A 12,719-nucleotide genomic window follows, 5' to 3' on the forward strand; every position below is an offset into this window, starting at 1 on the left:
TATGACTTTATTCTTGAAGCTCTTTTCTATGCAGCTTCAATGTAAATTGATATTAGGTAACTTGGATGCGGATGCGATCGCCAAAGCATCAAAGTAGTCCATTAGCAAACAGTGGTAGCTATACAGTACTTTGCCAAAGAGTTTCTTCACACTCATCTGCAAATAATAGAAGAGAGAAGTTAATCAAATGAAAGCGATTCAGTTTCATGAGTACGGTGACGCAGATGTTCTGCGCTTGGAAAATCTCCCTGTTCCAGAGCTAAAACCAGGGGAAGTTTTAATCCGAGTCGAAGCCACGGGAATTAACTTCGCTGACATTTTACAGCGTCGCAACATCTACGTTTATACTCCTCAACTACCGTTTACACCCGGTTTTGAAGTGGCGGGCACAATTGAGAAACTGGGAGCAGAGGTTTCATCCTCTTTGCTAGGGCAGCGAGTAGTTGCTTTAGTACAGAATGGTGGCTACGCCGAATACGTGGTTGCACCTCACTATCTAACAAAGTTTCTGCCAAAGGACATTGACTTTGATCTAGGATCTGCAATTCTTTTACAGGGGTTAACAGCATTTCATATGCTAAAAACGGTAGCCCATATAAATTCAAAACAGATCGTACTAGTTCACTCAGGTGCTGGAGGTGTGGGAACTTTAGCCGTACAGTTAGCAAAACTCTTAGGTGCAAAGCATGTAATTGCGACAGCAGGTTCACTAGAAAAGTTAGAAATAGCCAAGTCTTTAGGGGCCGATTCACTCTTGAATTATCGAGATCCAGACTGGCAGGAGCAAGTATTGCGTGCAACCGATGGTAAAGGTGTTGACGTAATTCTCGAAGCGGTCGGAGGCGAGGTCTTTCACAAAAGCTTAGAGTGTCTTGCTACTGGTGGACAGTTAATTGTTTATGGTCGCTCAAGCGGTAGTACCGTTTTCGACCCCACTGTTTTGATCAATAAAAATCAGACCGTCACTGGCTTTTGGCTTAACTGGTTTCTGGAAAAGCCCCTACAGTACACCGAATCTTTAAACACACTGTTTGAATATATCAAACAAGGGCAACTGAAAGTGAATATAGGAGGCGTATTTCCACTTGAACAGGCGACAAAGGCGCATCAGTTGTTGGAAAGTCGCAGTACTCAAGGCAAATTAATTTTGAAGCCTTAAACAGATTCTCTTGGGTAATGCCAGCTAGAAAGCTTTACTTACACTGAAAACTTAAAAATTGAGCATTTTGGTTTTTAGAAAAATATAAAGATATACGAGTGATTGGAGATGAACTAACCCGACTTAAGCTTCGCTTATTAGAAGCCAAAAGTCGGGTTTTGTTATAGGTTAAAAAACAAATTGCATTCGTAAGTAACCCACGTAGATAGTCGGATTATCAGAAAAATTATTTGGGTTCCAGATTACATAAGCAGATGGGTTAATTGCGATATTGTTGGAGAGGGGTAGGAAGTAGGTGGCTTCTAACTCATATTGGTTTCCACCATCACCACCAGTAGAAACAAGGTATTCTCGACCTTCAGTAACAGAATAGGGAACTGTATAAGAAAGGACGCCTATTGCTCCTTCACTACCCAGGTCTGGGAAAGCAAGTCCTATTTGATAGGATTGAGCATTTACATTACCATTAGACACACCTGGAGTTGCTGGTTCTAAATCGATCCTAGAGTAAGAATAACGTCCAAAGACCCCAAATTTTTGATTTAACAACCAGTCAGCACTTACACTAAAGGCGTTAGAACTCCCTCCCCTGAGAGGACCACCACGCCCATCATCAGCTAGTCCTATAATAGGTCTTTCAAAAATTTGTCCTATTTGGTTAGTTCCTTGATTGCCCTTGACATAGGTAAACCTGATGTTGGCATTCCGGGTAGGAGAGTAAGTCAACATAGCTGTTAAGGAGTTAGTGCGGTTAGACCCAAACAACCCTCTAGCTGGGTCAGATGCAGCATTAGTAGGTAAAAATTCGTTACTCTCCGCTAAATATCCAGAAGATAATGTAAATTGGTCATTTAATTTCCATGACACGACTGCACCTGCACCCCGTACAGTAGTAATAAGTGTAGGACTATTTACGGCGTTGAAGCTTCCTGCTCCCCCTGCGTAAGGGTTGGTAAATCTATTAATGTCGAAGAGGGTTAGCCAATTAATGCGTGGACCAACTGTTACCTGAAATGATTCTGTAATAGGAAAGGAGTAGTATAAATCAAAGACTGTTAAGGTATCAAGTTGGGTACCAGCAAGAAAATCTCCTAAAGGCAATCCTAAAGTACTAATTCCACCAGAGCCGTACTCGGTAGTGACAGGGGTTCTAGAATTACCAGCAGCAAGTTGCAGTACTAGAGAGTCTTTACCAGTAAAAGATGTGTTAAGTCCCAGAACTGTTTGATAACTGAAAGTAATATTAGGTTTACTGTTAACTAGTTCTACCTCAGGTATGCCACCCACACGACGCCCAGTTTCTCTTTTCACAGAACCATTGGTGGTGGCTCCAACAATATTAAACGAAACCAAACCATTCAGTTTAGTTGTTGTGGAAAACTCATTTGCCTCTAGTTCAGCAGTATGAGCTTCTAAAGTATCAACTCGACCCCGTAGTGTAGTTAATTCAGCAGCAAACTCCTCTTGCAGTCTTCGCAGAGTTTCTAAATCTTCTGTTGTAATTTTGTCAGGTGTACCAGCAGCAATAAATTCCTTAATACGATCAAGCACTGTATTTAGACTAGCAGCAAATTCATAGCGTGTTAGCGCCTGATTACCTCTAAAGGTGTTATCGGAATATCCAGCGATTCCGCCGTAGCGTTCAATCAAAGACTGTAGGGCAGTGTATGCCCAGTCACTGGGTTGTACATCAGATAGTTCAGAGACGTCAGTTATCTGAGTCATTAAAGCATGAATATTTCCTTGCTGTTTGGATTGAATTGAACGCTCCAGACTCAAATCATAATCACCAATTTTAGATTTTGCTGCCGATGTTGTTGTCAGCTCTTGAGTATCTAGTTTTTCTGGAATTAGAGTCGTAGCGTTTGCTGATGATTTATTTACTTTTGGTGCTGCTAGAACAGAGGGAAAACCTCTTACAATCCAACTGAAATTACCAAAAAGCAAGGTTAAAAGTATTATCTGCTTAAAAGGCAAACGTGATTTCACTGCTCTCTCCTTGATCGCACCACTCATATAGCCAAAAACAGGTGTTTTACCCCAATTTACATACCTAAATTTTTGTCAAGATATATTAGTGGCTGGCTCTCTAGCAGCCCAGTACTCATTAGTAACAAAGCGAAAAATATATTTAGGTTCAACAAAGTTTTCCATATCCGGCATAACTTTATCTTGATACTCCGGCGACTTCATCATTTTTTCAATTGCCTCCGTATCGTCAAACCAAATTTGTTCAACACCGTCAAAACTTGATTCACCAATTACATAAAAATAATCTTGTACATGGCATTGAACATAACGTCGTATACCAGGTAGATTTAGTACAAAGGAACTATGAGTTTCCAGCCAGTATTGGCGAAAATCAGCCAATGACATACCAGGTTTGCGCTTTAACAGAATGAACATTTTGACTAAGCTAGATTCTTGTTTGAGCGCATCTTTTTCCTTTAAGACATAATCTTCTGTATCCAAAACGAAGATTTGCCAAAATGCAACAAAGTTAGGTTCATCGAGTCTAGCTCCTTGTATATACTCTTTAGACTGAATCGCCTCTAGCATTGCATTCTCATTTTCAAACCAACTTTCACTTACTCCACCACCAAAAAGATCATTTTCTTGATCTTGTAAAAAGGGAATTTTAAAAGAGATAAGGTAAGGCTTTAGGTGAGGCATTTTTATTGCTAGAGGTACATGATTTTCCTTCCAGTGACGTTGAAATTCTTCTTCGGTTATTCCTGGCTTAGGAGGAACAAAAATCATTCGATGAATCATAATATGGTTTCCTTATTAAGTAAATTGTTGCTATTTCAGAGAAATTGATGATGCCAGTAGATACTCATTTCAAGTCAAAAATGATGCATTTATGCGTCTTAATGCGGATTTTTGGCTTTTGGAATTTGTTTGATATTCTTTTAAAAGGATCAACAAAGATAAAAATGCTTAGACTTAAGTAAGGTTTGTATTTTTGTTATTAAAAATCACAAACAATCTTGATAATTCAATCTAAGTTAGTAAAAACACTTTAGTAATTTTTCTAAAATGACGCATAATTTTACTCTGAATGTTTTAAAGTTTAGAGAGCAAAAAGCACCGCTACAAGGGTAAATATTTAGGGTCAAGTTTGGATTTTTTCGATATTAAAATTCTATTGATTACACGCCGTAGTAAAAAAACTATAAAATATATTGAAGATATATTTGCTTGCAATACGTCTCATTGTGTTGTAATTAGCTTACCAGTGACAAAGGCTACTAGGAAAATTTAGATTAAGAGACTATTAGCAAAAGAATACAAACTATTTATGAAATATCCACCCTTGTTACAATGCAAGGCAATTCTTAAACTTATAGTGTTTCCTTCTTTTATCAAAGTGGGAAAACCCAATCGCTAAAAGCTTTTCGCAGCTTTACTTTTCACTTTTTGGCTATAAATTTTAATTTATATTAGAAAATAAAGCCTCAAACCTTTGTGAAAGAAAAGTTCCAGAGCCTGATTTAGATTATTGTTTTCCGAAAGTGACAGAAGCTGTTTACGAGCGATCGCCCGTAATGGATGTAAAGAAACAAAAATATTTATTAGGAGAAAAATATTCATCAATAATCGGTCTTTAGAGCTTTGTCTATCCTCAGAAAAGCTGCCAAAAAAGTTAGAAAATTAGTCAGTTGGAGGTAAATGCGTGAATATTGGCATTATCGGTTCAGGAAATGTGGGAGGCAGTCTAGGTAATATCTGGGCTAAGAAAGGTCACAAAGTTATGTTTAGTGGCTTGCGCGATCAGCAGAAACTGCAAGAGGCAGCCAAGTCTGCCGGTGAAAATGCCAGCATAGGTAGTGTGGCAGAAGCGGCACAGTTTGGCGAAGTAATTCTTCTTGCTGTACCCTGGCTCGCAGTCGAAGACGCTCTTGCTTGTGCCGGGACAATTGAAGGGAAAATCCTGATCGACAGCACGAACCCAATTAAGCCAGATTCTAGCGGTCTTTTAGTGGGATGGACAAATTCTGGTGGCGAAGAGGTTGCCAAGCACGTAAAAGGTGCTCAGGTTGTCAAAGCTTTCAACATTATTGCAGCCAGCATATTCCAGAGTGAATCACGACTGTTTGGCTCGGAGCGAGCAGTCCTTTTCTACTGCGGTGACGACAAAGTAGCTAAGATCGTAGTCGCTTCTTTGATTGAGGACGTTGGGTTTGAGCCGATGGATGTAGGACCACTGAGCAGTGCACGATTTTTAGAACCAATGGAACAATTGTATGAGCAAATTATAAAGTCAGGTATCACGAAGGAATTCGCGTTCACCTTAGCCCGTCGTTGAGCAGCAGAGAGCCGAGGCATTGGCGATCGCTAATTTCTAAAATTATATGAAATCTTTGGATCACAAGACTCCATTCAAACGAGGTTCGCCCAAAATTTGAACTTCTCTAAGCCTAAAACCTGGTTATGTTTTGGCGAACCTCAGCTTTGTATAAGGCTACAATCACATTAGTAAATTCTTGAACTTTATTAATTATTAAATGGTAAATTTCAGTTTGATAAAGCAGGTTTATAACACTCATTTTTTCCGATAAGGTGTGTATTGATTTGGGATTTTTAAAAAATATTATTACAACGCAATACTAAATTATACCGAAAAAATACAACCTTGTTCTAAAATAACCACCCTTGTGAATTTGCTTGATACATTTTAATATTAATCATGAAAAATAAACAAAAAATTTTTATTTTAGCTTGAAATTAATCTGTTACTAGCTGAGTAAGTATGGATAAATAATTTTCTTTCTTGAGTAGTTGAACTACAAATATGATTATTAGTCCAAATTCAGCATCTTGCTGATAGCACTCATTGACTCTATTTTGGAAAACTTCTCTAATCTGTGTAAATGAAAACAAGATTAAGATTTTTTCTTTTTCCTAGAGGCAATTTTTTGCGATTGGACAATTCTTAACTAGACCTCTTGCAAAAGTGCTTTTTGCAAGAGTGGGAAAAGGGTAAAGGTTAAAGGGAAAGGGGACAATACAGAACCTTTCCCCTTTCCCCCTTTCCCTTTTCCCGACAAATGCCAAGAAGTCTACTGTTAACATCGGTTTCACCACTTACTAGCAAGACAGCCTAAAAATACAAAATACTGACAGCATCTTGAAGGAGATAACTTATGAAGGCATATGTAATTAAAGATACGTTTGGCATAGATTCTCTTATCCTTACAGAGCGACCTGAGCCAATTCCTGGCCCTAATCAATTGCTCATCAAGTTGCGGGCAGTTTCGCTCAACGCCCGTGACCTCATGGTTGTGAAAGGCGTATACACTCCTATTAAACCCTTACCTCTAATTCCTGTCTCTGATGGCGTTGGAGAAGTGATTGCAGTTGGAGAAGGTGTTACGCGTGTGAAGGTCAAAGACCGGGTGGCTAGCATCTTCATGCAGAAATGGCTTGCTGGTAAACTGACAGCAGAAAAGGCTCAGTCGGACTTAGGCGGATCGCAAGATGGGATGCTAGTGGAGTATGCGGTACTGCATGAGGATGGTGTTGTGCATGTACCTGAACATCTGTCAGATGAGGAAGCTGCTACACTACCTTGTGCAGGAGTTACAGCTTGGCACGCCCTGATTACAGAGGGTGACGTGAAAGCAGGAGAAACTGTACTCTTGCAAGGCACAGGAGGCGTCTCTATGTTCGCCTTGCAGTTTGCCAAAATTGCAGGTGCACGTGTAATTGTGACATCAAGTAGCGACGAAAAGTTAGAGCGAGTACGTCAGTTGGGAGCTTCCGATGAGATTAACTACAAGCGGACACCGAACTGGGATGAAAAAGCACGGGAACTTACTGGAGGCATCGGTCTAGACCACATCATGGAAGTAGGCGGTGCTGGAACTTTAGCAAAGTCCCTGCGTGCAGTTCGTCTTGGCGGTCAGATTAGCTTGATCGGTGTTCTCACGGGTATGGCGGCAGATTTCAATATCGTCCCAATTGTTCAGCAGAACGTGCGAGTTCAGGGAATACACGTCGGTCATCGTGATATGTTCGAGGATATGAATCGGGCGATCGCACAGCATCAGTTACGACCGATAGTCGATCGGGTGTTTTCCTTTGATGAGACACCTGAAGCATTTGAGTATATGGAAAAAGGTGCACACTTCGGCAAAATTTGTATCCGCTTTTAATGTCTTTAAGGAGTGTCGTTGTAGCGGTGGGTGAGGGTGCAATGGCGGTTCCATCTATCTATTTTAGCAAGATTAAAGCATGATAGACTTACAAAGTTTACGCCAGGTGTCCCTCTTCGCCCAGTTAAACGATCGCGATCTCCACTGGTTAGCAGAACACGGTAGCGACCTATGGCTAGAACCAGGCAAGAAATTCCCAAAAGAAGGAGAGCGTGCTGATTATTTTTACGTGCTTTTAGAAGGCAAGCTTCGGATCACGAAAAATTTCGGCGGTCATGAGATGTATTTGGCTACTTACGAACCCGGAACCCCCTTTGGTGAGGTTCCTTTGTTTACAAACCAGCCTTATCTTGCTAGTGCTTGTGCTTTGAAGGAAAGCCATCTTTTTCGATTGAACAAAGACGCTTTCTGGGAAATGCTCACCAATCTTCCTTCGATTACCCGTAATCTTCTGAACATCATGGGGCAACGAATGCAAGTCCTAGAGTCAACCTCACAACAACGTGAAAAACTTGTTGCACTTGGCACTTTGGCAGCTGGTCTTGCCCATGAAATGAATAATCCTGCTGCTGCTAGTTGTCGAGCTGCCGAACAATTACAAGAAACCCTTGAAAGGTTGTTATCATTCGCACTCAAGCTCAGTCAACAGCCAATAACTAAAGAGCAAATGTCGTATATTGTTAATTTACAGCGCGACACGATCAAGCGCACTACACCAGCGCCTTACATCGATTCACTAATACAGAACGACCTAGAAAACGAGGTTGCAGACTGGCTAAAGATGCACAGTGTAGATGATGTATGGAAACTTACTCCAGCTTTAGTACAAGCTGGGCTAGACACTAAATGGCTAGACACTTTTGTAGAACATGTAACTGCCGACTTGTTAAGCGATGTCCTGAAATGGCTTGAAGCAACACTAACAGGAGTTGAACTTTTAAACGAAATCGAGCAAAGCACGACACGCATTTCCAAGCTAATCAAGGCGGTTAAGGATTACTCGTATATGGATCAGGCTCCACTACAGGAAGTGAATGTGCATCAAGGGCTGCAAAGTACGCTGGCAATTCTCGGTTACAAGCTCAAAGGCAGCGTGATTGTAACCCGCGAGTACGATCTAAGCTTGCCAAGCATTTATGCTTATGGCAGTCAACTCAACCAAGTATGGACTAACCTAATTGACAATGCCATCAATGCCATCAAAGGAAATGGGCAGATTTCGATACGCACATCAAGGGAAAATGACAACTTGCTAGTGGAGATTACCGATAATGGAACCGGAATTCCACCTGAGATTCATTCACGCATTTTCGAGCCATTTTTCACCACTAAGGGAGTAGGAGAAGGTACAGGTTTGGGTCTCCATATCGCCTACCGGATTGTTGTTGTACACCATGAAGGTGACATCAGCTTCATCTCCCAACCTGGATGTACTTGTTTTCAGGTTCGCCTACCCATAGAACAATCACACTAGTAGTCTGCCAACCCAAAAATGTGCTTGTGAGGACTGAGGAAAGGGAAAAGGGTAAGGGATTTAAACCCTTTCCCCCCGCCCCTTATCCCCAGAGGGGACCCCACCTTCCCCTTTACCCTTTACCCCGCCAAGTGAACTTGGCGAACTACTAGAACCACTGGCGCGATCGCTTATCAAATATCCAAAGTTTTATACTTCTGGAATAGCACAACAAAATACAACCTTGTCCCAAAAAATTGTCCCTTGTAACTATGTTTCATAACTTGTAGACTAAACCCATAGTCATTGCAAACGGATCTTAACTTAGAAACGTCCAATCATTAAGGATTGTATACCTCCAAATATTTATCCTCATCTACCAATGTTTGAAGGGAGCAGTCTGAGCATTGCGATGGTTACTGCCAGTTTCCAAATTTAAGGCCGTGTTCAATATGTCATAAACTTCCATCAAAAAAGAAGGGTTTGCCAGCAGGGTTGAACGCTTCTTTTTGGCTAATAACAGCATAAAGGAAGTTTTTGGTGGAAGCTTATAGCAGTTAGTATTCAGCCTTAAACAAGCTGTTTGTCAGGTTGGAATGTATTTTTTTGAACTACGAAGAAAATTTCTGACATACAAAAAGGAGCAAGTTGAAGATGAAAGCATACGAAGTTCAAAATGTCGCTGGAGTGAATCAATTTCAGCAGACTGAACTACCACAACCAAGCCCCGGTTTTAGACAAGTCCTAATTAAAGTAAAGGCAACTTCTATTAATGACCGAGATCGGATGATTGCCAAAGGTGTATATCCGTTCGCTTTAAGTTTGCCATTAATTCCTCTAAGCGATGGAGTGGGAGAAATCGTAGCCTTGGGCGATGGTGTGACACGGGTAAAACTAGGCGATCGCGTCTGTGGAAACTTTGTCCAAAAATGGGTTTCTGGAGAACTAAGCGAGTGGATGACTAAGTTTACCCTCGGTTCAATATTACCGGGCTTGTTGGCAGAATATGCTGTTTTAGATGAAGAATCACTAGTGCAAGTACCAGAACATCTCACCGACGAAGAAGCTGCTACGCTACCCTCTGCTGCTCTCACCGCGTGGCACTCACTCTTGACAGAAGGGGGTCTACAAGCTGGTGATACAGTTCTGTTGCAAGGCACATCTGCTGTTTCACTCTTTGCTTTGCAATTTGCCCATTTTGCAGGCGCACGAGTCATCATCACCTCCAGTAGTGACGCCAAACTGTCACGTGTCAAGGAGTTGGGCGCATCAGATGTAATCAACTACAAACAAACCCCTGATTGGGAGCAGGAGGTATTGCAGTTAACTCAAGGACGTGGTGTTGATTACGTAGTTGAAATGAGTGGTGGTGCTTCTTTAGCTAAGTCAATGCAAGTGGTACGTTTAGGTGGAACGATTCTCATGGTAGGAGCACAAGCGGTTTCAGATACCGGAATTAATGCATTACAATTTATCCTCGGCCGCATCCGATTACGTGGCATTTTGACTCCCGGACATCGTGAATCTTTTGAAGCTATGAACCGTGCTATTAGCATCGCTAAACTCCATCCTATCGTCGATCGCGTCTTTGAGTTTGAGCAAGCCCAAGAAGCGTTTGATTACATGAATCAAGGTAAGTACTTTGGCAAGATTAGCATTAGAGTGTAGCAAGTATAGTGGTTACTTCGGACTACTACAAAAAACTGGGATGCTTCTGTGTTACCTAACTTTTTCATAAAAACCAGATTGGCATTAAGTTGATAATAACCTCTGCACTGTTTTCTAATCATTTAATTGGTTATTGATATATTATTCTAGTCTAAAAAGCAGAAATAAACTCATGAATGCTTTCAAAAATTGGAAAACCCTTAACTGGTCTGAATATGGTGCAGAGTTAGTGGGAACTGCTTTTAATCTCTTGATTGGATTCAGTATCATCACCTTCAATTTTGGTAAAGGTTTGCCTATGGAGCATCTCATCCCGGCAGTAAGTCCTCGTTTATTAATTAATGGTCTGATCTTTGCTGGAAGTGGTGCATTATTTAGTATTTCACCTTTAGGTAAACTTAGTGGGGCGCACCTCAACCCATGTTTATCATTAGCATTTTGGTTGCAAGGCAAAATGCATAAACATGACTTAATTGGATATATTTTTGGTCAATTTTTTGGCGCTATTCTTGGCACATCTTTAGCATTAGCTCTGTGGAGAAATTATTTTGTCAGTGTCAATTATTGTATAACTTCACCTGGAATAGTTTATCCGTTGTGGTATGTATTTCTAGCTGAAGTTTTCATGACATTTCTGTTAGTGCTGTCTATCTTTATCTTCTTGAGTCATCATCATTTATTGCGCTGGACACCTTTAATGGTATGGCTTCTAGTGGCAACTATGGTGTGGCTGGGAGCGCCCATTTCTGGTACTAGTTTAAATACAGCACGCAGCATTGGCCCTGCTTTATTAGCATGGTCTTGGCAAAATCAATGGCTTTATTGTATTGCATCCCCATTAGGAGCATTAGTTGCCGTAAAAGTTTTTGACCTGATAGCTATGGGTGAACGCGAAGTCCTGACAGGGAAAATTTTTCATGTTCCCAACTATCGTTGTATTTTTAAAAATGTTAAAGTACCACATCTACCAAAGCATGGGTAAATTTAACCTAGAAACAACAATTGGTGTCAAGGCTTGACTAGCAAAAAATGTAGCAGATATCCCTCTTTTATTACCTTCAACAGAGAATAATCTATAAGCTTGATTCGTTTCTACTTTCGTAACAAATAAGTCAAAATTATGCGATGGTGCAAAGCAGCTACTGCGATCGCACAATTCCTCACTATATCTGATGTTCACTAAAAGTAGGTATTTTTTTATCCTTCAACTGACAAAAGAGGGATATAGAAGAATTCAGTAGTCAAAAGTCAAAATTTGTAAAGAGTCTAAAAAATATATTCATTCAGCAAATATTTTCTTGATTCTTGAACTATTTTGACTTTTGAATTCTGACAAATATTCTTTTAGTTGAAAGTCATTTATAAACCCTAGAAAACATCAAAATACTCTAGAAGGAGAAAGTCAATGAAGAAACTAGAAAGTAAGGTAGCTTTAGTAACAGGTAGTAGCGGAGGAATTGGTCAAGCTATTGCTGTACATCTTGCTCAACAAGGTGCAGATGTTGTGATTGATTACCGCTCTCATCCTGAAGGCGCTCAAGAAACTCTGTCGAAAGTAGAAGCAGCTGGTAGCAAAGGTTTAACTGTTAAAGCTGATTTAAGTGTAATTAGCGATATTCGTCAACTTATAGACCAGGGTATTCAATACTTTGGCAAGTTAGACATTCTTGTGAACAATGCTGGTATTGATGGTCGAAATGCTGATTTCTGGAACATCACCGAAGCCGACTATGATGCAGTCATCGATCTCAACCTCAAAGGTACATTTTTCGCCACTCAAGCGATAGTGCAGCACTTCATAGAAACCAAGCGAACTGGCAAAATCATCAATATTAGCTCCACTCATGAGGAAATAGCATTTCCCCACTTCACCGGCTACTGTGCCAGTAAGGGTGGTGTAAAAATGATGATGCGTAACCTAGCAGTTGAGCTTGGGCCTTTAGGAATTACAATTAACAACGTGGCTCCTGGAGCAATTGAGACACCAATCAATAGTAAGCTGTTAAATGACCCCGAAAAATTAGCAGCACTGTTAAAAAACATTCCCTTGGGTCGCTTAGGTAAGCCAGAAGATATCGCGCCTATAGTTAGCTTTTTAGCCTCAGCCGATGCTGATTACATCACAGGCGCAACCTTCTATGTAGATGGAGGATTGAGCCGGAACTATCATGAGCAATAGGTAAGCTAGAACACTAGCCTTTCAAGGTGACTCCTAAAATTTGTTTTTTTCTCTCTGCTCTCTCTGTACCTCTGCGGTTTAAAAATAATTTATTTAACCTCA

The 12,719-nt window shown here is 40.6% G+C and carries 10 protein-coding genes; 7 read left to right on the forward strand and 3 right to left on the reverse strand.

The window, feature by feature from the left end:
- Positions 1-187 precede the first annotated feature (187 nt).
- Complete coding sequence (locus tag RMY27_RS28360) at positions 188-1,159, forward strand: quinone oxidoreductase (RefSeq protein WP_322668181.1); 972 nt, start codon at positions 188-190, stop codon at positions 1,157-1,159.
- A gap of 168 nt (positions 1,160-1,327) precedes the next feature.
- Here the strand turns inward: RMY27_RS28360 and RMY27_RS28365 are convergent, their stop codons facing one another.
- Positions 1,328-3,148, reverse strand: coding sequence for an iron uptake porin (locus RMY27_RS28365; protein ID WP_322668182.1), 1,821 nt, complete (start codon positions 3,146-3,148; stop codon positions 1,328-1,330).
- Positions 3,149-3,223: 75 nt separating this feature from the next.
- The gene (locus tag RMY27_RS28370; protein ID WP_322668183.1) at positions 3,224-3,931 is read right to left on the reverse strand and encodes an EthD domain-containing protein; all 708 of its coding nucleotides are present in this window, start codon (positions 3,929-3,931) and stop codon (positions 3,224-3,226) included.
- Positions 3,932-4,835: 904 nt separating this feature from the next.
- Between RMY27_RS28370 and RMY27_RS28375 the strand changes: the two genes are divergently transcribed.
- The 5 genes from RMY27_RS28375 (at position 4,836) to RMY27_RS28395 (ending at position 11,420) form a co-directional block, all read left to right on the forward strand.
- On the forward strand, positions 4,836-5,468 hold the full coding sequence (locus RMY27_RS28375) for an NADPH-dependent F420 reductase (protein ID WP_322668184.1): 633 nt from the start codon (positions 4,836-4,838) through the stop codon (positions 5,466-5,468).
- Between the two features lie 838 nt (positions 5,469-6,306).
- A complete protein-coding gene (locus tag RMY27_RS28380) occupies positions 6,307-7,317 on the forward strand; it encodes an NAD(P)-dependent alcohol dehydrogenase (protein WP_322668185.1) in 1,011 nt (336 codons plus the stop codon).
- 79 nt (positions 7,318-7,396) lie between these two features.
- Positions 7,397-8,791, forward strand: a complete 1,395-nt coding sequence (locus RMY27_RS28385) for an ATP-binding protein (RefSeq protein ID WP_322668186.1) — start codon at positions 7,397-7,399, stop codon at positions 8,789-8,791.
- Between the two features lie 633 nt (positions 8,792-9,424).
- Positions 9,425-10,438, forward strand: coding sequence for an NAD(P)-dependent alcohol dehydrogenase (locus tag RMY27_RS28390; protein WP_322668187.1), 1,014 nt, complete (start codon positions 9,425-9,427; stop codon positions 10,436-10,438).
- A gap of 172 nt (positions 10,439-10,610) precedes the next feature.
- Positions 10,611-11,420 carry an MIP/aquaporin family protein gene (locus tag RMY27_RS28395; RefSeq protein WP_322668188.1) on the forward strand — a complete coding sequence of 270 codons (810 nt, stop codon included), beginning with the start codon at positions 10,611-10,613 and terminating at the stop codon, positions 11,418-11,420.
- Here the strand turns inward: RMY27_RS28395 and RMY27_RS28400 are convergent.
- Positions 11,403-11,618 (reverse strand): hypothetical protein, encoded by a 216-nt coding sequence (locus RMY27_RS28400; protein WP_322668189.1) that lies wholly within the window; start codon positions 11,616-11,618, stop codon positions 11,403-11,405. The genes RMY27_RS28395 and RMY27_RS28400 overlap by 18 nt on opposite strands.
- Positions 11,619-11,843: 225 nt before the next feature.
- Between RMY27_RS28400 and RMY27_RS28405 the strand changes: the two genes are divergently transcribed.
- Complete coding sequence (locus tag RMY27_RS28405; protein ID WP_322668190.1) at positions 11,844-12,617, forward strand: glucose 1-dehydrogenase; 774 nt, start codon at positions 11,844-11,846, stop codon at positions 12,615-12,617.
- Positions 12,618-12,719: the final 102 nt, after the last annotated feature.

The organism is Nostoc sp. DedQUE09 (genome assembly GCF_034530915.1).
GTDB lineage: Bacteria > Cyanobacteriota > Cyanobacteriia > Cyanobacteriales > Nostocaceae > Nostoc.